This is a genomic window from Pseudoalteromonas aliena, assembly GCF_038155085.1.
Classification (GTDB): Bacteria; Pseudomonadota; Gammaproteobacteria; order Enterobacterales; family Alteromonadaceae; genus Pseudoalteromonas; species Pseudoalteromonas aliena_A.
Window position 1 is genome coordinate 148,100 of record NZ_JBAKAU010000007.1, and the last position, 25,656, is coordinate 173,755.

Annotated in this window: 28 protein-coding genes and 1 pseudogene; 12 read left to right on the forward strand and 17 right to left on the reverse strand. The window is 38.9% G+C overall.

Annotated features, from left to right (window positions below):
* From guaD to puuE, 3 genes are read left to right on the forward strand one after another with little or no spacing between them, the layout of a single operon-like run.
* On the forward strand, positions 1–1,365 hold the full coding sequence (gene guaD, locus V6260_RS09195; RefSeq protein ID WP_341593789.1) for a guanine deaminase: 1,365 nt from the start codon (positions 1–3) through the stop codon (positions 1,363–1,365).
* 4 nt (positions 1,366–1,369) lie between these two features.
* Positions 1,370–2,581, forward strand: coding sequence for a urate hydroxylase PuuD (locus tag V6260_RS09200; RefSeq protein WP_341593790.1), 1,212 nt, complete (start codon positions 1,370–1,372; stop codon positions 2,579–2,581).
* Between the two features lies 1 nt (position 2,582).
* Positions 2,583–3,515, forward strand: coding sequence for an allantoinase PuuE (gene puuE / locus V6260_RS09205; protein ID WP_341593791.1), 933 nt, complete (start codon positions 2,583–2,585; stop codon positions 3,513–3,515).
* An 80-nt stretch (positions 3,516–3,595) separates the two neighbouring features.
* Here the strand turns inward: puuE and V6260_RS09210 are convergent.
* The 6 genes and pseudogenes from V6260_RS09210 to V6260_RS09235 all read right to left on the reverse strand — a co-directional run.
* Positions 3,596–3,783: pseudogene (locus V6260_RS09210) on the reverse strand (response regulator transcription factor); the annotation flags it as partial.
* 66 nt (positions 3,784–3,849) lie between these two features.
* A complete protein-coding gene (locus tag V6260_RS09215; RefSeq protein WP_341593792.1) occupies positions 3,850–4,371 on the reverse strand; it encodes a hypothetical protein in 522 nt (173 codons plus the stop codon).
* Between the two features lie 55 nt (positions 4,372–4,426).
* Positions 4,427–5,965, reverse strand: coding sequence for an EAL domain-containing protein (locus V6260_RS09220; RefSeq protein ID WP_341593793.1), 1,539 nt, complete (start codon positions 5,963–5,965; stop codon positions 4,427–4,429).
* 84 nt (positions 5,966–6,049) lie between these two features.
* Positions 6,050–6,679: an SGNH/GDSL hydrolase family protein gene (locus V6260_RS09225; RefSeq protein ID WP_341593794.1), complete on the reverse strand. Its 630-nt coding sequence runs from the start codon at positions 6,677–6,679 to the stop codon at positions 6,050–6,052.
* A gap of 8 nt (positions 6,680–6,687) precedes the next feature.
* Complete coding sequence (locus V6260_RS09230; RefSeq protein ID WP_341593795.1) at positions 6,688–7,200, reverse strand: DsrE family protein; 513 nt, start codon at positions 7,198–7,200, stop codon at positions 6,688–6,690.
* A 64-nt stretch (positions 7,201–7,264) separates the two neighbouring features.
* A complete protein-coding gene (locus V6260_RS09235) occupies positions 7,265–7,738 on the reverse strand; it encodes a flavodoxin family protein (protein ID WP_341593796.1) in 474 nt (157 codons plus the stop codon).
* A gap of 77 nt (positions 7,739–7,815) precedes the next feature.
* On the opposite strand from V6260_RS09235, the gene soxR reads away from it, so the two are divergent.
* The 3 genes from soxR to V6260_RS09250 all read left to right on the forward strand — a co-directional run bounded on the left by soxR (position 7,816) and on the right by V6260_RS09250 (position 10,376).
* A complete protein-coding gene (gene soxR / locus V6260_RS09240; protein WP_341593797.1) occupies positions 7,816–8,274 on the forward strand; it encodes a redox-sensitive transcriptional activator SoxR in 459 nt (152 codons plus the stop codon).
* A gap of 385 nt (positions 8,275–8,659) precedes the next feature.
* Positions 8,660–9,301 (forward strand): hypothetical protein, encoded by a 642-nt coding sequence (locus V6260_RS09245; protein ID WP_341593798.1) that lies wholly within the window; start codon positions 8,660–8,662, stop codon positions 9,299–9,301.
* Positions 9,291–10,376 carry a rhomboid family intramembrane serine protease gene (locus V6260_RS09250; RefSeq protein ID WP_341593799.1) on the forward strand — a complete coding sequence of 362 codons (1,086 nt, stop codon included), beginning with the start codon at positions 9,291–9,293 and terminating at the stop codon, positions 10,374–10,376. Before V6260_RS09245 ends, V6260_RS09250 begins: the two co-directional genes overlap by 11 nt.
* A gap of 67 nt (positions 10,377–10,443) precedes the next feature.
* Here the strand turns inward: V6260_RS09250 and V6260_RS09255 are convergent, their stop codons facing one another.
* A complete protein-coding gene (locus V6260_RS09255; protein ID WP_341593800.1) occupies positions 10,444–10,950 on the reverse strand; it encodes a DUF6795 domain-containing protein in 507 nt (168 codons plus the stop codon).
* 30 nt (positions 10,951–10,980) lie between these two features.
* On the reverse strand, positions 10,981–11,346 hold the full coding sequence (locus tag V6260_RS09260; protein WP_341593801.1) for a DUF1294 domain-containing protein: 366 nt from the start codon (positions 11,344–11,346) through the stop codon (positions 10,981–10,983).
* A gap of 51 nt (positions 11,347–11,397) precedes the next feature.
* Between V6260_RS09260 and V6260_RS09265 the strand changes: the two genes are divergently transcribed.
* Positions 11,398–11,928 (forward strand): hypothetical protein, encoded by a 531-nt coding sequence (locus V6260_RS09265; RefSeq protein WP_341593802.1) that lies wholly within the window; start codon positions 11,398–11,400, stop codon positions 11,926–11,928.
* Positions 11,929–11,990: 62 nt separating this feature from the next.
* Here V6260_RS09265 and V6260_RS09270 read toward each other — a convergent pair whose 3' ends face one another.
* Positions 11,991–12,533, reverse strand: a complete 543-nt coding sequence (locus V6260_RS09270; protein WP_341593803.1) for a carboxymuconolactone decarboxylase family protein — start codon at positions 12,531–12,533, stop codon at positions 11,991–11,993.
* Positions 12,534–12,645: 112 nt separating this feature from the next.
* Here V6260_RS09270 and V6260_RS09275 point away from each other — a divergent pair, with 112 nt between their 5' ends.
* Positions 12,646–13,233, forward strand: a complete 588-nt coding sequence (locus tag V6260_RS09275) for a TetR/AcrR family transcriptional regulator (RefSeq protein ID WP_341593804.1) — start codon at positions 12,646–12,648, stop codon at positions 13,231–13,233.
* A gap of 103 nt (positions 13,234–13,336) precedes the next feature.
* On the opposite strand, the gene V6260_RS09280 is transcribed toward V6260_RS09275, so the two are convergent.
* The 5 genes from V6260_RS09280 to V6260_RS09300 all read right to left on the reverse strand — a co-directional run bounded on the left by V6260_RS09280 (position 13,337) and on the right by V6260_RS09300 (position 18,801).
* Positions 13,337–15,457 carry a methyl-accepting chemotaxis protein gene (locus V6260_RS09280; protein ID WP_341593805.1) on the reverse strand — a complete coding sequence of 707 codons (2,121 nt, stop codon included), beginning with the start codon at positions 15,455–15,457 and terminating at the stop codon, positions 13,337–13,339.
* 96 nt (positions 15,458–15,553) lie between these two features.
* Positions 15,554–16,777, reverse strand: a complete 1,224-nt coding sequence (arsJ, locus tag V6260_RS09285; protein WP_341593806.1) for an organoarsenical effux MFS transporter ArsJ — start codon at positions 16,775–16,777, stop codon at positions 15,554–15,556.
* A 24-nt stretch (positions 16,778–16,801) separates the two neighbouring features.
* Positions 16,802–17,812, reverse strand: coding sequence for an ArsJ-associated glyceraldehyde-3-phosphate dehydrogenase (locus tag V6260_RS09290; RefSeq protein ID WP_341593807.1), 1,011 nt, complete (start codon positions 17,810–17,812; stop codon positions 16,802–16,804).
* A gap of 20 nt (positions 17,813–17,832) precedes the next feature.
* Entirely contained in the window at positions 17,833–18,189 is a 357-nt protein-coding gene (locus tag V6260_RS09295; RefSeq protein WP_096794284.1) for a metalloregulator ArsR/SmtB family transcription factor, read from the reverse strand.
* A gap of 183 nt (positions 18,190–18,372) precedes the next feature.
* Positions 18,373–18,801, reverse strand: a complete 429-nt coding sequence (locus V6260_RS09300) for an organic hydroperoxide resistance protein (RefSeq protein ID WP_341593808.1) — start codon at positions 18,799–18,801, stop codon at positions 18,373–18,375.
* Positions 18,802–18,918: 117 nt separating this feature from the next.
* Here V6260_RS09300 and V6260_RS09305 point away from each other — a divergent pair, with 117 nt between their 5' ends.
* Positions 18,919–19,365: a MarR family winged helix-turn-helix transcriptional regulator gene (locus V6260_RS09305; RefSeq protein WP_341593809.1), complete on the forward strand. Its 447-nt coding sequence runs from the start codon at positions 18,919–18,921 to the stop codon at positions 19,363–19,365.
* On the opposite strand, the gene V6260_RS09310 is transcribed toward V6260_RS09305, so the two are convergent.
* Positions 19,362–20,120, reverse strand: coding sequence for a substrate binding domain-containing protein (locus tag V6260_RS09310; RefSeq protein WP_341593810.1), 759 nt, complete (start codon positions 20,118–20,120; stop codon positions 19,362–19,364). The genes V6260_RS09305 and V6260_RS09310 overlap by 4 nt on opposite strands.
* Before the next feature lie 8 nt (positions 20,121–20,128).
* Complete coding sequence (locus tag V6260_RS19665; RefSeq protein ID WP_425355705.1) at positions 20,129–20,260, reverse strand: helix-turn-helix domain-containing protein; 132 nt, start codon at positions 20,258–20,260, stop codon at positions 20,129–20,131.
* A 117-nt stretch (positions 20,261–20,377) separates the two neighbouring features.
* Here V6260_RS19665 and V6260_RS09320 point away from each other — a divergent pair, with 117 nt between their 5' ends.
* The 3 genes from V6260_RS09320 to astB all read left to right on the forward strand — a co-directional run bounded on the left by V6260_RS09320 (position 20,378) and on the right by astB (position 24,479).
* Entirely contained in the window at positions 20,378–21,388 is a 1,011-nt protein-coding gene (locus V6260_RS09320) for a zinc-binding alcohol dehydrogenase family protein (RefSeq protein ID WP_341593812.1), read from the forward strand.
* A gap of 1 nt (position 21,389) precedes the next feature.
* Positions 21,390–22,496 carry an L-dopachrome tautomerase-related protein gene (locus V6260_RS09325; protein ID WP_341593813.1) on the forward strand — a complete coding sequence of 369 codons (1,107 nt, stop codon included), beginning with the start codon at positions 21,390–21,392 and terminating at the stop codon, positions 22,494–22,496.
* Positions 22,497–23,132: 636 nt separating this feature from the next.
* On the forward strand, positions 23,133–24,479 hold the full coding sequence (gene astB / locus V6260_RS09330) for an N-succinylarginine dihydrolase (protein WP_341593814.1): 1,347 nt from the start codon (positions 23,133–23,135) through the stop codon (positions 24,477–24,479).
* An 87-nt stretch (positions 24,480–24,566) separates the two neighbouring features.
* On the opposite strand, the gene V6260_RS09335 is transcribed toward astB, so the two are convergent.
* The gene (locus V6260_RS09335) at positions 24,567–25,421 is read right to left on the reverse strand and encodes a mechanosensitive ion channel family protein (RefSeq protein WP_341593815.1); all 855 of its coding nucleotides are present in this window, start codon (positions 25,419–25,421) and stop codon (positions 24,567–24,569) included.
* Between the last annotated feature and the right edge of the window lie 235 nt (positions 25,422–25,656).

Sequence of the window (25,656 nt, forward strand, 5' to 3'; positions counted from 1 at the left end):
ATGAGCGCGCAAAATAATAATAAAATAACCGTAATTTGTGCCAACATACTCGATTTTGTTGACGACCCCGCCATAGCAGGCGAAAGCGCCCATCGCTATTTTGAAAAAGGCGCGTTAGTTATTCAAAACGGCAAAATCGTTAAGCTTGGTTACGAGCTAGACATACTGCCAAGCTTAGATAAATCAGCCGCTATTATTCGCCACGATGGCAAATTGGTTATGCCCGGCATGATAGACACGCACATACACTTGCCGCAAACCGAAATGGTCGGCGCGTATGGTGAGCAGCTTTTAAGCTGGCTTACCGAATACGCCTTTCCAACCGAAAAAAAGTTTACCTGTGAGCATTATTCAAAAGACATATCTAACCGCTTTTTAGATGAGCTACTTAGAAACGGCACCACTACCGCGTTGGTATTTGGTACTGTGCACCCGCAATCGGTGGATGCATTTTTTAACGAATCACAAAAACGTAATTTACGCATGATTGCCGGTAAGGTGATGATGGACAGAAACTGCCCAAATGACTTATCAGATTGCGCGCAAACCAGTTACGATCAATCAAAAGCACTGATAGAAAAATGGCACAATGTTGATAGGTTAAGCTATGCAGTAACGCCACGTTTTGCGCCCACATCAACCCCTGAACAACTACAAAAATGTACTCAATTATTAGAAGAATACCCCGACACCTACCTGCATACACACTTATCTGAAAACAAAGACGAGTGCGAATGGGTAAAAGGATTATTCCCAGAAGCAGAAGATTACCTTGGCGTTTACGAGCAAGCTAAAATGGTGCGTAAACGCTCGGTATTTGCCCATAGTATTCATTTATCTGAACGTGAGCTTTGCTGCCTTGCAGATCAGGGCGCGGCCATATCGCACTGCCCTACCTCTAACTTATTTTTAGGCTCTGGCTTATTAAATTTAAAGAGATGTGAAGAGCATGGAATAAACGTGGGTATGGGTACCGATGTGGGCGCAGGCACAAGTTTTTCTATGCTACAAACAGGTAACGAAGGTTACAAAATCCAGCAATTACAAGGTCAAAAGTTTTCAGCATTTAAAGGCATGTATCTCGCTACTTTAGGCGGTGCACGGGCGCTTGATTTAGAAGGCACTATAGGTAACTTTGCTATTGGCTGTGAAGCCGACTTTATAGTAATGGACTATGCAGCCACCTCATTTTTAAAATTTAGAATTGGCCATGCAAAAACCCTGCATGAGCAACTTTTTGCCATGATGATGCTAGGCGATGACCGCTGCATAGAACAAACTTACATCATGGGTAAAAGCGTGTATAAGCGCGATGCAAAAGAGCAGTTTTCAACAACCCACACACCGCAATTAGAAGAGGCTTAACCTAATGGAAAACTATTTATTTGAGCTTGCTCATTTAGTCCTGCGTTATTTTCATGTAATTGCAGGCATTGCGTGGATTGGGGCGTCGTTTTATTTTGCGTGGCTTGATAATAACTTACAAACCCCGCCACAATGGAAACAAGACAAAGGCATAAAAGGCGATTTATGGGCCGTGCACGGCGGTGGCTTTTACGAAGTGGCTAAGTATCAAAATGGCCCTGAAGAGATGCCGCATACCTTGCACTGGTTTAAATGGGAAGCCTACACAACGTGGATCACCGGTATTTTATTATTTAGCCTACTTTATTATGTTGGCGCCGATGTTTACCTAATCGATAACAGTAAAAGTGAGCTAAGTAAATTTGCCGCTATTGGCGCATCGCTTGGCTTTATTGGCTTAGGGTATGGTGTTTATCGATTATTGTGCAAAACCCCGCTCGTTGAAAACGGTAAAGCGTTTATTGCTGTGGTTATTGGCATATTGGCCCTTTGGACTTACGGGGTTGACCTGCTATTTAGTGACCGCGCTGTGTATATTCATGTAGGTGCGCTTATTGGTACGTGTATGGTTGGCAATGTGTACCACATTATTATGCCAGGGCAACGCTACATGGTAAGCGAAGTAGAAGCTGGCCGTATTCCTGATTCAGCACCGGGTTTAAAAGCAAAGCTGTGCTCTATTCATAATAACTACGCCACGTTACCAGTGGTATTTATTATGCTGAGCAACCACTTTCCTTACACCTACAGCCACAACTTTGGCTGGCTTATCTTAATTGCGTTATTTGGTATTGGCATGTGGATACGCCATTACTTTAACTTAAAGCACCAAGGTATTAATAAACCTTCGGTACTTATAAGTGGTATTGCCGCCTTTTTTGCCCTAATGCTGGCTATAGCTCCGTGGCCTAGCAGCCCAACAAATGCAGGCGAAAACGCACCTTTACAAGCAAGCATTACCGACACTCAAGCGTGGGATATAATCAGCAAGCACTGTACACAGTGCCACAGTGAAACACCTACCTCTGAGCTTTTTCAAACAGCGCCGCTTGGCTTTAAGCTCGACTCTATTAATGATGTAAAAAAAGCCAGCACGCTTATTCATACCCGCGCGGTTATAACCAAAGACATGCCATTGGCAAATATGACCAAAATGACTGATGCAGAGCGCGAAACGCTAGGCTCTTGGCTCACAGCGCTTAAAAAGGAGCAATAACATGAGCGAGCAATTTAAACACTACCCGCGCGATTTAGTCGGTTATGGCTCACAGGTGCCCCATGCAAATTGGCCCAATAAAGCCCGCATTGCTGTGCAAGTGGTATTAAATTACGAAGAAGGCGGCGAAAACTGTGTATTACATGGCGATGCCGCCGCTGAAACATTTTTATCAGAAATAGTTAGCGCCCCACATGTTGAAGACCGCCATATAAGCATGGAGTCTATTTACGAATATGGCTCGCGAGCAGGTGTATGGCGTTTACTTAAACTCTTTAAAAAATACGATATACCGGTCACCATTTTTGCCGTGGCGATGGCTCTTGAGCGCCACCCCGATGTTGCTAAAGCCTTTGTTGATGCAGGGCACGAAATTGCAAGCCATGGCCTGCGCTGGATTAATTATCAAAATATAGATAAACAAACCGAGCGCGAGCACATGCAAAAGGCCATTGAGATCATTCAAACACTTACTGGTAAAAAGCCCAAAGGCTGGTACACCGGGCGCACAAGCCCAAATACTGCTGCCCTTGTGGTAGAAAATGGCACATTTTTATATGATGCCGACGATTACAGCGACGATTTACCCTTTTACAGTATCAAAGAAGGTAAACCACAGTTAATAGTGCCTTATACACTTGATGTAAACGATATGCGCTTTGCAGCTGTGCAAGGTTTTAACGCCGGCGATCAGTTTTATAATTATTTGAAAGATGCCTTTGATACGCTTTATGAAGAAGGCGATCCACAAGGTGAAAACGCCCCTAAAATGATGTCGATAGGTTTACATTGTCGCTTAATTGGCAGACCAGGAAGAATAAAAGCATTAGCAAGGTTTTTTGAATATGCCAGCTCGCATGAGCAAGTTTGGTTTGCCACCCGCGAGCAAATAGCTGAGCACTGGCTTAAAACCCACCCGTATAAAAAAGCCTAGTTGTAATTCAGTAAAATAAAAAAAGCCCAGCACTGCTGGGCTTGAGGTCAGTTTAGGAGTAGTGAAATTTATTCAAAAAACTATTTCCCTGTTAGCAGCAAAACCAATATATAGCGCTGTACCAATTAGCAAGCTCCACTGAGTTGCGTGAGCTAGTTTTTTTAAACACACTGTATAGATGTGTTTTTACAGTGTGGTCGCTAATGTTGAGCTTATCAGCAATTGTATTGTTACTCGCATCTTGTGCAATTAAATGAATAACGGACTGGATTAGTAATTAAGTAATTCTTAAAGCCTTAAATATACATTAGTGTAAATTAACCTTTAGGGTTAATTATTCTAACGTTGCTTTTAGCTTGTTTAGCGCATCAACAGAAAACCCTCGATCATAAAAATATAAAATTTCGCCGCTGCTATTTATAAGTATCACGCGTGAGTTATTCGGGCTTTGGTTGCCTGTAAATTTTTGAACTGTTTCGCCATCTCTGTAAATAGTGATTACCCCACCCCATAATTCTTTAGGGATGCCTTTGCGCATACCGCTGTCTATAAATGTGCTAAACATACGTGGTGCCATGCCGGCAATGGTTGGTAGTTCGTATGTAGGGAGCGTTATGCCCGCCATATCTAAACCAATTAACCAACGGTCTATATCAAACTGGCTGTCTTGCTTGTACCCAATGAGCAGTAGTGTTTTATCTGCTTTAAAATCATTAGGTATAGTTACCATACTTTGATCTAAGCTTTCACCGCTAATACTTGGAAACTGCTTACCTGTTAATTGCTGATTTGGGTACTGTGTTGTACATGCGCTAAGTAGTAAAATTGCAAAAGCACTTAATGTTAACTTGATCATAATGAACCTAATATTTTTAAATTTAATACTATACGTTTAGTATGGCAGCTGAGATCTAAAAATGCTGACTGGTTATATAATTTTCAAATTTAGACGCTATCATTGGCTTGCCATACTTCCAACCTTGTCCATAATGTACACCCGTTGTTTTTAAAATTGCTTCTTGTTCTGAGGTTTCAATGCCTTCAGCTACACAGGTATAATTAAACTTATGCACAAGCTCCATAATATTAGGAATCATAGAGGCTTTTAAACCCTCAGTTGCTATATCTTGAACAAACGTACGGTCAATTTTAAGTTGATGAAAGCTCAAATTTTGTAAGTTTCTTAGGTTCGAATAACCCGTACCAAAGTCATCTAATGATAAGTTAAATCCCGATTCAACTAAGGTCCTAAAATGAGTATGAGCAATGCTTGTATCAAGGTATTCGTCTTCAGTTATCTCTAAACAAATAATAAAGCGTGAGTTGATAAGCTCTGTAATCTGCGGCAGCAGTGACACGTTACCCAGCTCTACATCACACGGAAATATATTAAGTGAAACTTTGAAGCCTTCCGGTAATATCTCTATAGAGGACAACTCTTTTATTGTAGTTTCTATCATTGCCTCAGTAAAAGTCCAGGTTAAATTGTTTTTTCTAATAACCGGAATAAACTCATCAGGAAATAAAGCTCCGTACTTATCTTCAAAACGCGCAAGCACCTCACAGCCAATTAGCTTGCCACTTTGCAAACAAATTATGGGCTGGTAAGTCCAGTAAAATGATCTCTTTTTAAGTCCCTTACGAATACGCTGATTAATAGAGCGACGAGCAGCGATTCTTGCATTAACCATTAACGCACTCGAAACGCCAGCTAAACAGTTTAAAATTAAAGAAATGATTAATAGAAAATGATTATTAGAAAAAAATTGACTCCAAGGTAAATTTACCGCAACACAATAGTTAGCATTTTCGTTACTGCACGCTAAGCCAGTCTCATATGGTAAATAACCGCGATGACTTACTTTATTATAAATACTTTTTTTACCCGCTAAGTGATGTGTTCTTTCATTATCTTTATATATTACTTCCCAATTAGGAGACTCAATACTTGCAGAATCAAATGCGCTTGAGTCCATAATTAAGTTAAAGCTTCCTTGGCGAGCTATCACCACCTCCATAGGACGACCAGTAAATAATAATAAATATAACTGCGGCTCAAAACGCACACGCACATTTTCATCTTTACGAATATAGTCAGGCTCTCGGTCATTTATAGCCTTGCTTAGTATGCCAGCGCCAGTTGTACATACTAACTGATCACCAATAAAAAAGCCGATATCAATCACATAGTTTGAATCAAATAAAGCACGCCTCATTTCAAGTAGTGTGGTTTCATCACATTGTTTAAAAGCAAGCTTATTGAGTGGGGAGAGAATACTACGACGCTCTGAAACTGCGGAGTCAACATGTTCAATAATATGTTTAGTGTCAGCGTTAATTTGCGTAGTTAGTTGCTGCGCTGCAAAATACAGTAAAATAAGACAACCAGCTACAAAAACGAATCCACCGCTTAAAACAGCTATTATAGATTTTCTTTGGTACTTTCTCATAGTGTCCTGAGGTTGTTAATTGGTATTTCGCACTCAATCTAAATTGATTGCATACTCCACATTAAATTCAAATGGATGTATTTACTAATTATCAAATAAGTCGTAAATAACTGTAGCTATTTTACAGCTTATTGCTAAATGCTCATTTGGTCCAAAATGGATACCATCCCCATCACATAGGTTAATTGTACTTAAGTCAATGAACTCACACTTGTTATTAACAGCAACGTGTTTAAATATATTTCCAAGAATTACAGATTTTATATCTGCGCCTTCATAAATACATGAATACTGTTCGGTAATTCTTATTTTAGGTGGACTAACAATTATAATTTTAGGGGCTTTTAAAGTATTACTTTGCTCATAATGAGAATGGGTTAAACTAATCAAATTATTCAATCCATCTGCTATTGAACTAGGTGTTAAATTAAAGCGCTTTTTAAGATCGTTTGTACCAAGAACAATAATAATAAAATCAAGCTCATGCTTATCTAAATAAGGCTTTAAATAACTAATACCACTAAGCACACCGTCAAACGGCGGATTATGTACCAAAGTACGATTTGGCTGCCCAGCCTCTATTACATTAAAACCAACCCCTAGTTTTTTATTTAACAGTGATGTCCAGCGAGTATTTTCATCAAAACGTTTACCCGTTGTCGGGTTTAGTCCCCAGGTATTAGAGTCACCAAAGCAAAGTATATTTTTTGTCATATGAGTCATTAAAATGGATTGAGTGTATAACCCTGCTGTTGCAGCTGGGCATGCGCTGTCATCGCCGAAAGTGACATTTTCACACCTTTAATTAGTTGTTCGGGCGCTACTTTAAAATGCGTAGCTGACTGCCCACATACATACACCATAGTGTTACTGTTAAGGAGTTGCTTAATTAAATTTTGATTTTTATTATCAATATTAAAGCGCTGTTTATATTCACTATTAGCCAATACATCAACGCTAGCACTTCCATGTACCACCAACGCTAACTGAATTTTTTTTGGTTTTACACCGTGCGCAACATGCATATTAATAAAGCGTGCAAGTGAGTTCATTGAATTGTTTTTTTTGCCCTTTTCAGCGCCATCACCAACATCAAACGCTATTTTAAATACCGTAGCATCATTAATTTCATCATGCTCAGGTACACTGTAATAATTACCATACCCCTTAATTGGTTGCTCTGTTGCATATATTAAAGGGCTAATAAGCAGCACTAACAATAGTAAATATTTCATAAAACAATCCTGTGTTTTTAAGCTTATTACTAAACTACCAGAGACAACCAAAAAAGGCTGCAATTTAAGCAACCTTTTGGGTACTTTTATGGCTGTGGTTAATAAACTGCATACCTAAATAACTAAACGTATTTTTAAACTGCTCTACAAAACAGGCGGGGGCTTCACTTGATGAGGCATTAGAAAGCACCGAAAAATGCTTACTGCGTAGAATTCGTAACTTTGGCTTTAATACTTCATCGTCCATGTAATCGGTTATTCTATCGATAAACAATTTCATTTGTACTGTGGTGCTATACCAATAAACGGGTGAAGCAAACACCCAATGGTCATACGTTAAAAGTGCTTCAAATACTGCGTAAAAGTCATCGTTTTTATAGTTTTTACTGTAGCAGTATGGCGCTATTTTATAATCATCTAAGCATATTACCCGCACATTATTTTGCTCTGCAAATCCGTTAACGTGCGCCTGTGTATTACCATTTTTGCGTGCACTTGAATAAATAATAACAGTGCTACGATCAAGTTTTTGTTGCATTTAGTTAGCTCCTTTTTTAATGTTGCAAGAAGCTTAAAACCTCAAGTTATATTGAGGTCAACTAAAGGATTAAAATAATGTCAACAGGACAGAAAAAATTAACAGATGCCAATCTAACCGTTGGCTATGTAGCAAAAAGAAGTGGTGTAAAAGTATCAACCCTGCATTTTTACGAAACAAAAGGGCTAATACTTAGCTGGCGGAATGGCGGCAATCAACGTCGCTACAAAAAAGATGTACTGCGCCGTATAGCGGTAATAAAAGCTGCACAAGCAATGGGAATAACCCTTGATGAAATTAAAAATACGTTAGCCACCCTGCCCGACAGTCGCACACCAACAAAAGAAGACTGGTCAGCCCTTTCAAAGCATTGGCAAGCGCAACTTAATGAGCGAATTGCGTATATGCAGCGCTTACGCGACAAAGTAGATGGCTGTATAGGTTGTGGTTGCTTATCTCTTAAAAGCTGCCCAATTTATAATAAAGATGATCATTTAGGCCATAAAGAGAGTGGAGCTGTACTTTTAAACTCTTAACTTTATAGATAAAGTAAAAGCTAATTAGCCATAATTCGGTATTATCAACTTTATTTAAACCAATATACTTTTCTCTGCAGCAAAGACAGGTTTGCTCGTACTTATTAATTATCACTAACGTTTAGTTTAGGAAAGATCATGGCCGCATACTTTATTTTTAATCACAAAGTTACCGACAAAAACAAGCTCAATTAAGTGATACTGCGACTAAAGTAACACCCTGGTGTAGCTCAAGTAAATATATGAAAGCTAAATATATAATTAAATAGCACATAGACGAGCCCTTAACCGTTAGGGCTCATAATAGTAAATATAGCATTGATAATTGATGAGTTTTTAAGTATTCTTTCGTACCTTAAAAGGAAGCAATAATAAGGATATAACATTGGAACCAACAACTCCTACACCACAAAATAATACTAAAAGCCCCGCTGCGACTCAAAAGCTTGCACTAGCACTTAAAACGGTTGATAACAAAGAACTTAAAAGTACCGGCTTTTGGTTAAACCAAGTTTTCATGGTGGTCTCGACCGTTTTTGGGGTTTATCTAGCAGCTCAAAGCGGTTTAGAGCAAGCTCTTAAATTTGACTCATTTAGTAAAATGGAAGATAACTATTATTTACGTACATCCCTTTATGATGAGGTAAATGATAACGCTACTACTATAGCTGAATACGCAGTTCGCTTAGCGAAAAGTCCACCAAAATCTGAAATGGAATACTTTAAACCTAAACTTGAAAAGTACATTTGGCAAACTATGCAGTATTCCCCAACCACCCTTGAGACGCCGAGTGAGTTACTAACTCAAATACGCCGTTTTTATTCTCGTGCAGAATTTTTAATCAATGTAGCAGTAAACAGAAAAACATCAGCTAAACATGCTGCAACAGAACTGAAAAAAATCACTGATTTAATGCAAACACAAACCTTGCCTAGATTAAAAAACAGTGCAAACCAACTAAAACTAGAGTTAAAACAAAACAACATTTCTGTCGGGTCATTAAAGGAACTAACCAATGCCAACTAAAAGCTGTCCACATTGTAAAGATCACCCGCTAGAAGTAACAAACTACCAAGGTGAAGAGATAGATATCTGCCGTGAATGTGGTGGCTTATGGTTTGAAAAAAACGAAGTTAATCGGATGATTTCCGAAATAAATGATAGTCCAGAAGGCGATAAATTTGAAACTCACTTTGGTGAATCATTAGGTATTTCTGAATTTGACTGTCCAGATTGTAAAAAAAACTTAGAGCGCTTTCATTTACTCGAAGCTTTCCATACCGAAATTGATGTTTGTAGACACTGTGATGGAACATGGATTGATAAAGACGAGCTTGAAAGTGTTGAAAAAAGTCCTGAAATAAAAGCCTGTTTAGGCGAGCTGAATCAAAAAGTAAGTTGGAAAACTTACTTGTTTCAATTTTTAACGCAAATGCCTGTTGAGTATAATATTAAGCCACAAAAGACCCCTTGGGTAACTCGCGGCCTTATTGTTTTGAATACGCTGATTTTTGCACTTTATTTTTTAAATCCGAGCTCATTTAGCTATGTAATTGATAACTTTGCTATGACCCCTGCAGATTTGAGTGAGGGTAATAAGTTATGGACTGTATTAACTTGCGTATTTTTACATGGTTCTATAATGCATTTAGTAGGCAACATGTATTTTTTACATGTCGTTGGCGACAACCTAGAAGATGTACTAGGCCATAAGCGCTTTTTAATGTGGTATTTGGTGTGCGGATTACTTGCCTCATTTGCCAGCTTCATTGTAAGCCCAATGTCACCAATCCCTGGAGTGGGTGCAAGTGGCGCTATTGCTGGTTTGTTTGGCATGTATTTAATGTGGTTTAGACATGCAAGCCTTACTTTCATGTTTATAATTTATCAGAAGAAACTTTCTTCGGTATGGTTTTTTGCTATTTGGTTAGGATTTAACATTTTTGGTGCAGTAACAGGCCCTGATGGCATTGATTATGGGGCACACATTGGTGGCTTTATAGCTGGACTAATTATTGGTTATATTTTGAAAAGTAAAATATTAGAACAAAACCCTATAATTCGTTTACTAAACCAAAAAGAAGCACAATTAAAACGTTAATCGATCGTCATATTAAAGCCACTAATAGATGAGTATTTAGTGGCTTTATCAAATTTCTCACTAATTTCTATAACTTACAACGTGTGTAAACTGTATAAAATTGACCCGTGTTTTTTATCGGTATATCGTACGTTATAGCCTCTTCACTAAGTTCGCATTCAAAGTTATTTAATATATCAGACAGCAGTGCTTGCTCCTGCGTAAACTGTATGGTGGCGTACCACAAAATTGAATCTTCATCTTTTTTATTTCCAATATAGACGCTTTGTGACAAAGAGCTATTAAAAAACATGTTTGAGGGGTTAGAACTACGTATGGTTTTATTTTCAAAGTAAAAGTCCCCATTACTATCGCTTATAACTTTATCTTCGTAGGTATCACCATAAATAAGCTCTCGGGTAATTTTAATACCCGCCTGTGGCTCACCATTTTTTAGTATCCGGCCTTTTATCTGCAGTGATAGTGTTACATCTTGTTTATTAAAAAAGCCAAACATATCTGCACATCCTTGAATTGGAAATAGTAAAAATAAAATAAGCGTTAAGGTTACACTTGCTAACTTTGAATTAGTCATAAAATCCTTTTTTGTGTTTATATTTATAGCCTACCAGAAAAATAGCGATAGTATGCCGACTACATTTACAACAATACATAGCCACAACGCCACTATAAAGCGGCGTTTTTGCGATTTATGTCTAAGCCATTGCTGCGCAATGAGTGCGCCGGGCCAACCGCCAAATAATGATAGTAACTGCAAGGTTTTCTCCGGTGTACGGTTTACTTTTTTATGCGTTGATTGTTTAGCTTGTCGCTTATCCCACGCGTACATTAAAAAGGTTATAGCGCTTAATACACTTATATAACTAGGTACATATATTGGTATATAAACAGGTAAGTATTGCACTAGGTAAGCCAGCCAAATAGCAACCAAATAAAGTAACGAGAGAGTTATTAATATTTTCTTTATCAATTAATTATCGCCTATACTTCGCACTGGTATTACAAAAATAAGAGCCAAATTATGACATATTTTAGAACGATATTCTTAGTATTATGCTTATTTACATGTAGTAGCTATGCATCCAATGCACCCACCAACCTTGATAAAGAACTTGCCGTATTTAAGCCCTATTTAGGAACTTGGCAGGCTGACTTTGAAGTACCTAAAGGAACTAAAACAGTACAAGATGTTGGCCGTTGGGAGCGTGCTTTAAACGGTAAAGCGATACATACCAAGCACTCTATTAATGAAGGTGAGTACGGCGGCGAGTCTATGATTTTTTACGACAGTAAAAAAAAGTCGTTGGTATTTTACTATTTCACAACCGCAGAATTTTATACAAAAGGTACTATGAAAGTGCTCAGCCCTACTCAATTTGTAGCCTACGAAAACGTAACAGGCAGTCAAGATGGTATTACTAAGGTTAAGTCGATGAGTGAATTAAAAGACGATAAATTTGTAGCCTCAACTTCTTATTTAAAAAAGGGTGATTGGACTAGGCCAGAACAACGTATGTATACTCGCAGTACAAAAACGGTTAAGTTTAAATAGCTGTGATTTAAAAATACAAAAAAGGCAGCCTAGGCTGCCTTTTGTCATTTATAAAACCGTATTTATTTTGCGAATTTTTTAAATGGCGCGTCTACTGGTGTATCAGCAAGGTGGTTAGTGTAGTTGCTCATTACTTTTTGCGATAAGCCAACAATAATTTCTAGTAGTTGCTGTTTACCATAACCTGCTGCAAAGAACTTCTCAATTTGCTCATCGCTTATCACACCACGATCGCGCGTCATTGCAAGCGTTGTTTCACGTAGTGTTTCAAGTTTTGCATCTGCAAGTGGTGTTTTGTTTACTAGTGCATCAACAATACCTTGGTCAACTTTCATTGAAGCGGCAATTGCGCTGTGCGCTGGTACACAGTAATGACAGTCGTGCTCAACGTTAATTGTTTGCCATACAACTGTAAGCTCTTCTGCGTTGAATGATGTTTTTTGGAATAAGTCGTGCAGTACTTGGTAACCTTTAAGCAACGTAGGTGCTTCAGCCATTACTGCGTGAAGGTTAGGCACCATACCAAATGCTGCTACTGAATCAGCCATAAGCGATTTTGATTCTTCAGGTGCGTTGTCTTGAGTATATAACGTAAATTCTGCCATGTTCTGCTCCAATAAATTAATGTGTTTAAGTAACTTCGAGACACATAGTATTTGATTTTGAGCGACTGTTCAAGTTAAAATTGAGCAGATGTTCAAATTGATTGAGAATGATATGGCTAATAAGGTTAAATTTGAACGCGAGAATGTAGTTCGCGTTGCTAGTCAGCTATTTTGGCAAAAAGGTTTTCATGCAACCTCAACGCGTGACTTACAAGAAGCTGTTAATATGCGCCCAGGTAGTATTTACTCTGCGTTTGGCTCTAAAGAGGGGCTATACAGCGAATCGCTGAAAGATTACACAGTACAAATGAAAACCCAAATAGAAGGGTTTTTATCAAGTGCCGATACATTACTTGGTGGATTACGTGCGTTTGTTGAAAACGTGGTAATTAAAACAAAAGATTGCAGTCCAAGCGCTATTTGTATGCTAGTTAAAGCAAACAGCGAGTTTGCAGAAAAAGACACAAACCTGTATGAGCTAAGCTTAGATTTAACGGCTCAATTTGAAGCTTATTTAACACAATTGTTTACGCAAGCAATAAACAATGGTGAGTTAGGAAATACGTTGACCGCTGTTGAATATGCCCGCTTTTTCCAGGTGCAATTTACAGGTTTGCGTGGTTATTTTAACCGCCCTAATGTAGAACAGTTTGCTGAGCCAATGATCAACCAAATGTTCATGTTAATTAAAAAGTTATAAACATCAGCTAACGAGCATCCTCAATAAATTATACTATGTTTACTAAATAAAAATGGCCAGTATTAACTGGCCATTTTTTTGTGCTTAAAACTTAAGTTATAAGTTAAGTTTTAAGCTTGTTTAGTTCGCTATCTTGCTGAGCAACAAGAGCATTAAGCGCTTCGCTGCTGTCCCCCGCCTGTGCAGATAAATCAGCCAGTTGCGAAGCAGCATCGGATATAAGAGTTAAGTTACGATTTATCTCTTCTGTTACCGAACTTTGCTCTTCAGCAGCAGTTGCAATATGCGTAATTTGATTTGTTATCTCAGCAACTTTAACTACAACACTGTGCAGAGCATCAAAAGCAACTGATGTTTCATCAACCGCATCCTGTGCACGTATCACACCTTTTTCAATAACGGTAGACGCGTTCCCCACTTCAGATAATAAACTATCAATTAACTGACTTATGTCATCTGTTGATGAACGTGTTTTAGAAGCAAGTGCACGTACCTCATCTGCAACAACTGCAAAGCCTCGACCATGTTCACCAGCGCGTGCAGCTTCAATGGCTGCATTTAGTGCTAATAAGTTTGTTTGTTCTGAAATGGTACGAATTACATCTAATATTTGAGTAATGTCTTTACTACGCGAAGCGACTTTTTCAACAGCTTGGTTAGCCTCTTTAATTTCTTCAGACATCGTTTTAACTTGTGTCATGGCTGAAGATAAGCTCGACTCACTACTTACTACTAAACTATTTATTTCATCCGCTTGCTGCGCTGACTGCTCTGATGCTCTGGCGACTTCAAGCGCTGTAGCGCTCATTTCGTTCATAGCCGTTACCACACTTTCAATTTCTTGAAATTGAGATTGCACGTTATGCTTAGTATCAATAGCAATATGTTGCGCTATCTCACCTTGTTGTTTAGTTTGCATCGATACATCTTTAAGCTCTGTAATTAAAATACGTAACTTTGATAAAAAAGCATTAAAGCCCCCAGCTAAAGCAATTAGCTCTGCATGGGTTTCAACATGAAGTGTGTGCGTTAAATCGCCTTCTGAACTTGCAAGGTTATCTACACGTTGTTGAATTTGTTGCAGAGGAGCCACCACAGTACCAACAACAAGCTTCATTACTAGAAAAGCTATCACAGCTATTACTATGCCTGTAATTAAAATCATCGCACCTAAATCATTTGCGGTGTCGTCCATGTCTTTTGCTAAAGCATCAGGGCCAGCTAGAGCGAGTTTACTTGGTACTTCAATAAGTAAAGACCACTGCGTATTAGCTAATTTTATATTTATAGGATAATTGACCAAGTATTCCGAAGGTGTTTTAAATATACCTGTTTGACCCTTGAACTTTTCAAGCTCTTTAAAGGTGGTAGAATTTACAGCTTCTTTAAATGGTCGCCCTAATTTAGACTTATAGTGGCTACTTCCAACCACTAACCCTAAATCACTCAATAGCGTTACTTTAGCCTGGCCATTATATAATTCACTAGATAACTGTTCAGTTAGAGCCTGAAATGTAGGCAGGGTTAAGTCAACACCAGCTAAACCAATAAACTGACCTGATTTTAAAATAGGCACAGTTAATGAGGTAAGCATTACCGAGTCACCCGATGGTATTTCGTATAGGTACGGTTCCATAATACAAGGCTTAAGAGTGTCTTTTGCACACAAATACCAATGCGCTTCACGAATACCAAACTCGTTAAGCGAGGTTATGTATTTATCGGCGGCATTAGCTACTTTTTGTTGCTCGATAACCCCTTTTTCATCACGAGTAATATATACTTCAAGAGTACCGTCACCATTAACAGAATGCTTATAGCCCTTTTTAAAGCTTGAGTCTTGCCCGTCAAACGCGTTTGGCTCGAACTGAGAGTAGATAGATGAGAGTAATGTATTTTGTTCTAAAATAGAATGGTTTATGCTTACTACCATATCGCGGCTTAAAGTCTGCTTTTGTGCAGAATTACCTAATAAAGCAGCCAAAGAATAAGGCACTCGATACGCTTCGTTGATAAAACCCGCTATTTTTTCTCCATACGCACCCGCATTTGCATTTAGCTTCTCTTCAACTTCGGCCACAATATACTCTTTAGAGTTACCTGCAAGTTCTGTATTACTCTTTGATAATTGCCACCATAAAATGCTTGAAAGCCCTAAAACAGTAATAAATATACTTCCAATAGTAAGCCAAAGTAATTTTTTTGCTAACGATATTTCCCGCATTCATCCCATCCTTTAATTAAACTACTGGTATAGTTTAGTAGATCTGTGAAATGAAGCTATAAATATCGCTAAACAATTTTAATTTATTGCAAACGTTTAGCTTTTGCTTTTTACTAAAAAAGCTGTCGCAGTAGAAGCCATCACAAGTAAACATACACTTACCCATAAACACGCACTAAGCCCATAGACCTGAAAAAACCAGCCTGAAAGAACCGTACCAAGCAAACGCCCTATCGCATTGGCCATATAATAAAAGCCAACGTCGAGTGACACCCCATCATTTTTAGCAAAACTTACTATTAAGTAACTATGCAGCGATGAATTTACAGCAAATACACCACCAAAAATAAGTAAGCCTATTACAAGTGTAAAATGTACCGCTATATCCAATTGCATCAACAACGCTAAAACGCCAGTTACACCACTTAATAAAGCAACCCACCAATATGCTTTTTTGACTGAATGTGAGGTTGAGACACTTTGCCCTGTTATAAGCGGTGCTTGCGATTGCACCAGCCCATAAGCAATTACCCATGAAGCCATAAAACCGCTGACCCACCAATGATCCCAGTTAAACTGAACGGCTAAGTAAACAGGTAGTGCAACTACAAACCATACATCGCGCGCCGCAAACAAGCATAAACGCGCTGCGCTAAGTAAGTTAATTGCCCTAGATTTAGAAAATAACTCTTTAAACTTAGGTTTGTTATTAGCTTTACCAATATCGCCTTTTAAAAAAATTAAGCTAATAACCCACGCAATACTAAGTAAAATAATTAGGCTAATTAAGGATCCCACAAAACCAAAGACAGTCAGTAATAGACCGCCTAAAAAAAAGCCCACCCCTTTTAAAGCATTTTTAGAGCCGGTAAGTATGGCAATCCATTTATATAATTGGCTTTGCCCTGCATCGTCTTGTGGTACTAAATACTTAATGGCGCTCTTTGCGCTCATTTTATTTAAATCTTTAGCTATGCCACTCAGTGCTTGCGCTGCCATAACATAGGCAACGGTTAGCCAATCCCCTGGCACGCAAAGCATGGTTAAAGCTACAAGTTGTAGCCCAAGCCCTGCATTCATGGTTTTGTTCAACCCTAAGTGCGCTCCAAGCCAACCACCTACTAGATTGGTGATCACCCCAAATATTTCATAAAATAAAAACAACATGGCTATTGCAAATGCACCATAACCTAACTGATGAAAATACAGCACCACCAACATGCGTAACGCACCATCGGTTAAAGTAAATGCCCAATAATTACCAGTAATTATTAAATATTGTTTTATAGAACTTGGTAAATTAGCTAACTGCGCAAACATAGCGTTAAACCTTTTTAAACGAGATTAAACCAAATCACTTTTTGCAACTTTAAGCATTAGCTCAGCGGTACGGTTGGCATAACCCCACTCGTTATCGTACCAAGCGTATAGTTTAAGTTGAGTGTTGTTAATTACCATGGTTGAAATCGCATCTATGGTGCAGCTGCGCGGATCTGTTTTGTAATCTATAGATACAAGCGGCTTTTCTTCGTAACCTAAAATATTTTTTAGCTCCTTTTTTGCAGCGTTTTTAAACCAAGTGTTTACTTCGTCTTGTGTAACACCCCGTTCTAGCTCAAAAACACAATCAGTAATTGATGCGTTAGTAAGAGGTACACGCACAGCATGGCCGTTCAATTTACCTTTAAGCTCAGGGAAAATATGCGTAATAGCCGTTGCACTACCGGTTGTAGTAGGTATTAAACTTGTACCGCACGAACGCGCACGGCGTAAATCTTTATGTGGTGCATCTATTATTGTTTGCGTGTTGGTAATGTCGTGAATAGTGGTCATTGAGCCATGTTTAATGCCCACTTTCTCTTGCAGTACTTTTACTATTGGCGCTAAACAGTTAGTAGTACACGAGGCGGCGGTCACAATTTTATGCTCATCTGCGTTATAAAGATGATCGTTCACACCCATTACTACATTTAAAATACCGTCTTCTTTTACAGGTGCTGTTACCACAACACGCTTTACACCTTGCGCTAAATATTGATTTAACAGTTCAGTGGTTTTCATTTTACCACTGGCCTCTATTACAACATCGCAATCTGACCAATCAGTTTCGTTTATACTTTTGTTGTTAGTAACTGCAATCGTGTGTTTACCCACACTAAAGCTATTATCATCACTAGAAACCTGTTGTGCTAAGCGCCCATGTACTGAGTCAAACTCAATTAAATGTGCGTGGGTTTTAGCATCGCCCGCTACATCATTTACTTTAATAAACTCTATTTCTGGCCAATCAACTGCTGCACGCAGAGTTAAACGTCCCATACGGCCAAAACCGTTAATACCTACTTTAATAGTCATAATTAAATACCTTTAATAAGTTAGTTACAGCAGCTAGTAATACGTTCAGGGCGATTACCCATAACATTTAAGCGCGTTAAATCGTTTTCATAAAATGAAGGGTTAGCAGTAAGCGTTTGCGTTAATACATTTTTAGCCCACTCTGGTAGGGCTTTATTAATACTGTAATAAACCCATTGATTTTGTTTACGGTCGCTCAACAATCCGCATTGTCTTAACTGCGCTAAATGGCGAGACACTTTAGGTTGGCTTAGCTCAAGTGCAGCAACCAGTTCGCATACACATAGCTCTTCTTGGTCGCTAATGAGCAGCATTGCTTTTAAACGCGTATCGTCAGCTAGGCATTTATAAAATTGAAGTGGGTTGAATTGTTCCATATTGTCCTCGCAGTTTTATTACACATACAATAAAACAAAAACAGAATATATGAAATAGTGAATATATGATTTTTTGCATATTAATTTAACGGCTCATTTTATTAAACTCCACGCACAAAAAAGCCCAGTTGCAAAACCACTGGGCTATCACAGCATTAGCTAATTAGTTAACTTAGCAATTAATTAAATAACAGAAAGCTCTACTTCAATATTGCCACGTGTTGCGTTTGAATACGGACATACTTGGTGCGCTTTATCTACAAGCTCCTGCGCTGCAGCTTTATCCATATCACCTAGTGATACAGCCAGTTTTACCGCAATACCAAAACCGCCTTCAATCGCGCCAATAGATACTTGTGAATTAATATGTGTGTCGCTTGGTAAATCTATTTTTTCGCTGCTTGCTACAAATTTTAGTGCGCCAATAAAACACGCAGCATAACCTGCGGCAAATAGTTGCTCAGGGTTAGTGCCTTGACCGTCGTCTCCGCCTAAACCTTTAGGTGTTGATAAATTTACATCTAAACGACCATCATCAGATTTAGCTACGCCTTCGCGGCCGCCAGTTGCTGTTGCTTTTGCTGTGTAAGCTACATTTTGTAAAACATTCATAATAAACCTCAGGGTGTTAATTTAGTTTGCGTGCAAAATAATAGGGCAGGTAATTAGAGATTGCAAATACTTTGCATGCAAATTAAAATGGCTTGTATCGAAATAAAGGATAAAGTTATGCCGTTTGAGCAATTAAAGTTAAAAAACCAGTTATGCCATCGGTTATACATGGCATCTAACAGCATTGCGCGTGCGTATCGCGAGCCTTTAAACGAGCTAAATTTAACTTATCCGCAATACGTAGTAATGATGGCGCTGTGGGAGCAAGACGAAATAACAATTGCAGAGCTAATAGATAAAACCGCGATAGATGGCGGTGCAATGACCCAAATACTCAAAAAAATGAGCGAGAAATCATTACTTGCTGTTATTAAAGATGAGCACGACAAACGCAAACGCCTAGTACAGCTAACCCAGCATGGCCAATCACTTAAGTTAAAAGCGGCCGATATTCCTAAAAATATTTTATGTAAGTTTGACAGTGTAGACACAGCCCAAGCAAAGCAGCTTATGCAGTTACTTGATTTAGTCGTAAATGATTTAAATACTAAGACAATTAGTTAACCCACTAATGTTGCTATTTTTTGCTGAATAAAATCTCTAAATGCGGTAATAACAGGGGTCATTTGGCGTCTATCGGCATACATCATGTAAAGCGGTAGCGGATCACTTTGCCAGTCAGGACATAAATGAACGAGCTCCCCGCTTGCTAAATTATCAATTACATCCAAGTACGACTTATACGCAATGCCTTTGCCCTCTAGCACCCAGCGCCTAACCATTTCACCATCGTTTACTATGTGTTGGCAATTTAGCTGCACTTTTTGCACCGCGCCATTTTTATAAAATCGCCATTCTTTAAATACTTCGCTAAAGCGCATAAAAGTAATAGTTGTGTGATCGGCTAAATTTAGTGGATGAGTTAAAAGCCCATGTTTGGCAATGTAGTCAGGTGAGGCCACTAAAACGCGCGCATTAGTTAAATATAAGGGGATAGCAATAAGCTGCGAGTCTTTTGGTACACCAAAACGCAGCGCAATATCTATTGATTGGCTATAAATGTCGCTTACTTCGTCGCTTAGATGCAGCTTTAGTTTTACATGCGGATATTGCGCTAAAAATTCATTTAACCAAAGGCTTAACTTATTACGCCCTAAATCACACGGTGCCGACACCTGTAAAGTGCCGTTAACCTGCCCTGCTGATATTTGCACTGCCGCAACGCCTTGTTGCAATAGCGCAAACGAATCTTTTGCATAACTTAAAAACTGCTCACCTGCAACACTCAAGCGTAAGCTGCGAGTAGAGCGAATAAACAACACGTTTCCTAAGTTTTTTCAAGGCGTTTTATGGCTGCACTCACTGCTGCGGGTGTTTGTCCGTTTTGCCTAGCGGCTTCAGAAATACTCGCGCAGGCGGCAACATCAATAAAAGTTTGTAAATCGTTAAAAGACCGCATATTTTCAATTTAAATTTGAAAGTGCTTTAGTTTTTCATGTCTTTTTCTATTTTTCAACTGCGTTATAGTACAAATATATAAAAAGCACATACATATAAATATTCATCAGGAATCGCTATGAAGGCATTTGGTTACACCCGTAATTCTAAAACGCTCAGTACAGAGTCTATACTGGCAATTGAGCTTGAAATCCCAATAGCTACTGGTCACGACCTACTTATTGAAGTGAATGCTATTTCAGTAAATCCGGTAGATACAAAAATACGCGCCAATGTAACGCCAGAGCAAGGCTACAAAGTATTAGGTTGGGACGGCGTAGGCATTGTAAAAGCCGCTGGCGAGTCAGCTTCGTTATTTAATGTGGGGGATCGTGTATTTTACGCTGGCGATTTATCGCGCCAAGGCAGTAATGCGCAATTTCAATTAGTGGATGAACGTATTGTAGGACGTGCACCTAAAACATTAACCGATGCGCAAGCTGCAGCGCTTCCACTAACCAGTATTACCGCTTACGAAATGCTGTTTGACCGCCTACAGGTGCCTAAAAATAAGCAAAATACCCAGCAATCTATTTTAATTATTGGCGCCGCAGGTGGCGTTGGCTCTATTTTAGTACAGCTTGCAAAACAGCTTACTGGGCTAAAAGTGGTAGGTACTGCATCACGCGAGAAAAGTGTTGCATGGCTTAAAGAGTTAGGTGCCGATCATGTACTCGATCATTCTAAAAACTTAAACGAGCAGCGCGTAGAACTTGGATTAGCTGAGTTTGATTACGTTATTGGCTTAACTCACACCGACCAATATCAAGACCAAATAATTGAGTGTATTAAACCGCAAGGTAAATTTGCGCTAATAGACGACCCAACATCGTTCGATATTTTAAAATTTAAACGTAAGTGTATATCTGTACACTGGGAGTTTATGTTTACGCGTTCATTATTTACTACAACCGATATAACAGCGCAGCACACTTTGCTTAATGAAATTAGTGAACTAATAGATGCAGGGACAATTAAAACAACGTTAGGCCAGCACTTAGGTACTATTAACGCTGCAAACCTATACAAAGCACATCAAATTTTAGAATCGCATACATCACGCGGTAAACTTGTTTTAGAAGGCTTTTAAAATGACTCATATAAAAAAACTACTATTAGCGGCGGCATGTAGCACGGCACTTTTAGGCAGCAATGCTGTATTTGCTAATACTGCTGGCCAAAATACTGATTTTAAAACAGTAGCCACGTTTGATGCGCAGCACCCACCAGGTAATATTGCTATCACCCCATCGGGCAGAAAGTTTTTATCTGTACATGGTTTTTTTGGTCAAAAACAAAAAATTATGGAGCTTTTAAGCGATGGTACAACTAAGCCCTACCCTAATGAAGAGTGGGCATACGCGTACAATAACGGTAAAGGTTTTTACGACGTGCTTGGCATAAACGTATCAAGCGATGGCGTTTTATGGATGCTTGACACTTCAGGGCCCGATCACGCTGGGCGCTTAGTAGGTTGGGATACAAACAAAGAGCAACTGCACAAAATTATTTATCTGGCTAAACCGACCATTACCGACACCTCGTTTTTAAACGATTTAGTCATCGATAATAAACATGGCGTTGTATACATTGCCGACACAGCACAAGGCAGCCAAGCCGCTATTATTACGGTAAACCTTAAAACAGGTGTAGCACGCAGAGTGTTACAAAATAGCCATTACACCACCGCCGAAAATATCGACATGGTTATTGATGGGCGCACAATGAGCCTTGGCGGACAACCAGCACGCTTAGGTGTTAACCCTATTACGCTTGACCCTAACGAAGACTGGCTTTACTTTGGCTCTATGTCGGGCACATCGGTTTACCGCATTGCCACCAGCGATATAAATAACGAGAGCCTGTCGGCTAAAACACTTGAAGACAAAGTCACGCGATACGGCACTAAGCCAATTTCCGATGGTATTATTGTTGATGGCGGCGGTAACGTATATGTAACCGACATAACCAATGGCGCAATTGGCGTAGTTAAACCCACTGGCGACTACGAAGTATTATTTAAAGACGATCGTCTTAGCTGGCCTGATGGCTTTAGCTACGGAGCCGATCATAAAATATACTTTACCGTTGACGATTTACATAATTCGCCTGTACTCAATAATGGCAAAAATCAAAGCCACGGTAAGTTTAAAGTAATGTCGTTCGAGCCTTTAGTAAAAGGAAAAGTAGGCCGCTAATTTACTTTTTAAGCGACTACATTTTTAAAAAGCCTTGCACATTTAAGTGACCCAATAGTTGCAGGGCTTTTTTGTTAAATACACACCACTCTGGTGCATCTTTTAGTAATACTTCACCGCTTTGGTGCTAATGCTTTTGTACGTATTTACACTTAAATACTAAATACCTGATTTCTATTCATAAAATATTCAAGTTAATGTTGGCATACTTCTTCCTATAAACTGATGTGTTCAGTGAAAATAGCAAGAAAAAACCATGTTCAACTTATACCATACCCTTTACCTTTTATGGCGTTTAGACATTAGCGTTTGGCAAGTTAATGATCCAACAAATACCCGCACTACCGCTGATAAAGAACGCGCCTATGTTAAGTAACATCGTATTGTGTAAAGGCTTGGCATAAAGCTTAAATATATAAACCTACTTTAGGCTAAGCTTTTGCGCACTATGAAATTTATGCGTACATTTTAATTAAACTTCAAATTAATCGTTCAATATAAAAACAACCCCCTTGTAATAAACTCCACATTTAAAAACATCAAAAAATTAGTAAAAACACTGCGTTTATAACTTTGCAAGCAGCCCTATTGCGTTGTATTGTTGCACCCTATTGAAAAATTTTAGTTGGAACGTGTATGCACGCTTTGGAAGTTAATTTTGATGGCTTAGTTGGCCCTACTCACAACTACGCTGGTTTATCGTATGGTAATGTTGCCTCGTTAAATAACGCAGCAAGCTTTTCAAATCCTCAAGAGGCAGTGCTTCAAGGCCTTGAAAAAATGAAAGCCATGCACGACAAAGGCCTAACTCAAGGTGTATTTGCCCCTCATGCGCGCCCCGACTTAAACGTACTGCGCCGCTTAGGCTTTACCGGTAACGATGCACAAGTAATTCATAAAGCGTTTAAAGCCGATCCTATTTTATTACGCGCGTGTTATTCAGCGTCAGCAATGTGGACTGCCAATGCTGCTACGGTATCGCCATCTCCTGATACAACCGACGGCAAAGTACATTTTACTTCAGCTAATTTAAATAATAAGTTTCATCGTTCATTAGAGCCTGCAACCACTACACGCTTATTAAAAGCGATGTTTAATAACGACAAATACTTTGCGCACCACACCCATTTACCTGATCAAGGCTTTTTTGGCGACGAAGGTGCAGCAAACCATACTCGTTTTTGTGACAGCCACGGCGAGCAAGGCCTTGAAATGTTTGTATTTGGTGCCAGCGCGTTTAACAGCCAATTACCAAAACCCGCTAAGTTTCCTGCAAGGCAAACACTAGAAGCCTCAGAAGCAATTTGCCGTTTACATAACTTAAAAGAAACGAGCCAAATTTTACTACAGCAAAATCCAGACGTAATAGATCAAGGTGTGTTTCATAACGATGTAATTGCAGTAGGTAACGCCAACGTATTACTGTGCCACCAGCAAGCATTTTTAAACCAAGCTTTGGCATTGCAAGATATTCGCGAAGCGTATGTGGGCAATAAAGAATTTTATATTATTGAAGTACCTACCGATAAAGTAAGCATTACCGACGCTGTAAGTAGTTATTTATTTAATAGCCAGCTAGTGAGCCTTGAAGATGGTTCAATGCTGTTAGTGGCACCACAAGAGTGTAAACGCAACAGCGCGGTTAACGCCTACATTGAAGAAATGATTATGGCTGATAACCCAGTAAACCAAGTACAGTTTTTTGATTTACGCCAAAGTATGCAAAATGGCGGCGGCCCTGCTTGTTTGCGTTTACGTGTAGCCCTTAACGAGCAAGAACTTGCTGCAGTAAACCCAGAGGTTATTTTAACTGATACTAAATACACACAACTGTGTGACTGGGCAAAACGTAACTACCGCGACAAATTAGGCGCAAGTGACTTTGCAGACTCAGCCCTATTAACTGAAAGCTACCAAGCACTTGATGAGCTAACGCAGCTACTAAATTTAGGTTCAGTGTACGACTTTCAATTAGAAGGTTAATACCTCAGCCTACACAAAGGCTAATACAAAAATAGCGAGCCAAGGCTCGCTATTTTTATTTGTGTTTATGTTTATGTTAATACATATTTAGGTATCTTTGTTAACAATTACTGCCGATGCCATAGACTCAGATATATGCAGTGTACGCTGCGGAAACGGAATACTCAGCCCAGCATCTTCAATAGCTTCTTTAACACGTTTATTTAAATCCCACACAGTTTGCCAATAATCACCATTAACAGCCCACGCACGTAATTGTATATTTACTGCGCTTTCGCCTATTGATGTCACCATTACTTTAGGTGCAGGCTCTGCGAGTAATCGGCTCTCTGATGCGGCTAATTCTTTAAGTACATTTAAGCCAACATCAATAGAGTCGGCATACGAAATTCCCACCACTATATCCATTCGTCTTTTGCCATTACGGGTAAAGTTTTTAATATTGCCACCCCACACTTTGCCGTTAGGCGATGCTATATAAAGACCGTCGGTGGTTTTAAAAATAGTGGTAAACAGGTTTATTTCACTCACAGTACCAAGTGTGCCACTGGCATCAACAAAATCGCCTATTTTAAAAGGTCTGAGTATTAGCAGCATAATACCCGCAGCAATATTGCTCAGCGTATTTTTAAGGGCTAAACCAATCGCTAAACCAGCAGCACCCATTAGCGCAATTAAACTGGCCGTATTAACGCCAAAAATATCTAAAATAAATAGCCCACCAATTATATAAACTAAATAACCAGCAATACTCGATAAAAGAGGAAGCAGCGTACTATCCACTTTTTTTAATGGCGATTTAGAGTTTTTAATCGCTTTTTTAACCGAGCGGGCAATAAGTGCACTCGCAACTAAAATAGCCAACGCTAATACCACTTTGTAACCTAAAGTGATTATAGTTTCTGAATGGCTTTGCCAAAACACAATAAGTTTATCTTTCATACATATTCCAAAAAACGGCTGACGCTCAGCACAATTTAAAAATGAGCAAAGCTAAATGCACTAAACCCACAATTTAGCCTTAATGGCTAAAAAACCGCGCGAGTATATAGCTATAAATTAGTTATACCTACTGTTTTTGTATTAAATTAAAACATTATGTAAAAGCTATGTTCTTCTAAAGTTTCTATTCAATTTAGGTTAACCACACACTGTTAGTGTTAGTACAAAAGTTACC

Excerpts from the sequence above, each read along its gene's own strand:
- guaD (WP_341593789.1), top strand. The coding sequence starts at position 1 with ATGAGCGCGCAAAATAATAATAAAATAACCGTAATTTGTGCCAACATA.
- V6260_RS09200 (WP_341593790.1), top strand. The coding sequence starts at position 1,370 with ATGGAAAACTATTTATTTGAGCTTGCTCATTTAGTCCTGCGTTATTTT.
- puuE (WP_341593791.1), top strand. The coding sequence starts at position 2,583 with ATGAGCGAGCAATTTAAACACTACCCGCGCGATTTAGTCGGTTATGGC.
- V6260_RS09215 (WP_341593792.1), bottom strand. The coding sequence starts at position 4,371 with ATGATCAAGTTAACATTAAGTGCTTTTGCAATTTTACTACTTAGCGCA.
- V6260_RS09220 (WP_341593793.1), bottom strand. The coding sequence starts at position 5,965 with ATGAGAAAGTACCAAAGAAAATCTATAATAGCTGTTTTAAGCGGTGGA.
- V6260_RS09225 (WP_341593794.1), bottom strand. The coding sequence starts at position 6,679 with ATGACAAAAAATATACTTTGCTTTGGTGACTCTAATACCTGGGGACTA.
- V6260_RS09230 (WP_341593795.1), bottom strand. The coding sequence starts at position 7,200 with ATGAAATATTTACTATTGTTAGTGCTGCTTATTAGCCCTTTAATATAT.
- V6260_RS09235 (WP_341593796.1), bottom strand. The coding sequence starts at position 7,738 with ATGCAACAAAAACTTGATCGTAGCACTGTTATTATTTATTCAAGTGCA.
- soxR (WP_341593797.1), top strand. The coding sequence starts at position 7,816 with ATGTCAACAGGACAGAAAAAATTAACAGATGCCAATCTAACCGTTGGC.
- V6260_RS09250 (WP_341593799.1), top strand. The coding sequence starts at position 9,291 with ATGCCAACTAAAAGCTGTCCACATTGTAAAGATCACCCGCTAGAAGTA.
- V6260_RS09255 (WP_341593800.1), bottom strand. The coding sequence starts at position 10,950 with ATGACTAATTCAAAGTTAGCAAGTGTAACCTTAACGCTTATTTTATTT.
- V6260_RS09265 (WP_341593802.1), top strand. The coding sequence starts at position 11,398 with ATGACATATTTTAGAACGATATTCTTAGTATTATGCTTATTTACATGT.
- V6260_RS09270 (WP_341593803.1), bottom strand. The coding sequence starts at position 12,533 with ATGGCAGAATTTACGTTATATACTCAAGACAACGCACCTGAAGAATCA.
- V6260_RS09275 (WP_341593804.1), top strand. The coding sequence starts at position 12,646 with ATGGCTAATAAGGTTAAATTTGAACGCGAGAATGTAGTTCGCGTTGCT.
- V6260_RS09280 (WP_341593805.1), bottom strand. The coding sequence starts at position 15,457 with ATGCGGGAAATATCGTTAGCAAAAAAATTACTTTGGCTTACTATTGGA.
- arsJ (WP_341593806.1), bottom strand. The coding sequence starts at position 16,777 with ATGTTTGCGCAGTTAGCTAATTTACCAAGTTCTATAAAACAATATTTA.
- V6260_RS09290 (WP_341593807.1), bottom strand. The coding sequence starts at position 17,812 with ATGACTATTAAAGTAGGTATTAACGGTTTTGGCCGTATGGGACGTTTA.
- V6260_RS09295 (WP_096794284.1), bottom strand. The coding sequence starts at position 18,189 with ATGGAACAATTCAACCCACTTCAATTTTATAAATGCCTAGCTGACGAT.
- V6260_RS09300 (WP_341593808.1), bottom strand. The coding sequence starts at position 18,801 with ATGAATGTTTTACAAAATGTAGCTTACACAGCAAAAGCAACAGCAACT.
- V6260_RS09305 (WP_341593809.1), top strand. The coding sequence starts at position 18,919 with ATGCCGTTTGAGCAATTAAAGTTAAAAAACCAGTTATGCCATCGGTTA.
- V6260_RS19665 (WP_425355705.1), bottom strand. The coding sequence starts at position 20,260 with ATGCGGTCTTTTAACGATTTACAAACTTTTATTGATGTTGCCGCCTGC.
- V6260_RS09320 (WP_341593812.1), top strand. The coding sequence starts at position 20,378 with ATGAAGGCATTTGGTTACACCCGTAATTCTAAAACGCTCAGTACAGAG.
- V6260_RS09325 (WP_341593813.1), top strand. The coding sequence starts at position 21,390 with ATGACTCATATAAAAAAACTACTATTAGCGGCGGCATGTAGCACGGCA.
- astB (WP_341593814.1), top strand. The coding sequence starts at position 23,133 with ATGCACGCTTTGGAAGTTAATTTTGATGGCTTAGTTGGCCCTACTCAC.
- V6260_RS09335 (WP_341593815.1), bottom strand. The coding sequence starts at position 25,421 with ATGAAAGATAAACTTATTGTGTTTTGGCAAAGCCATTCAGAAACTATA.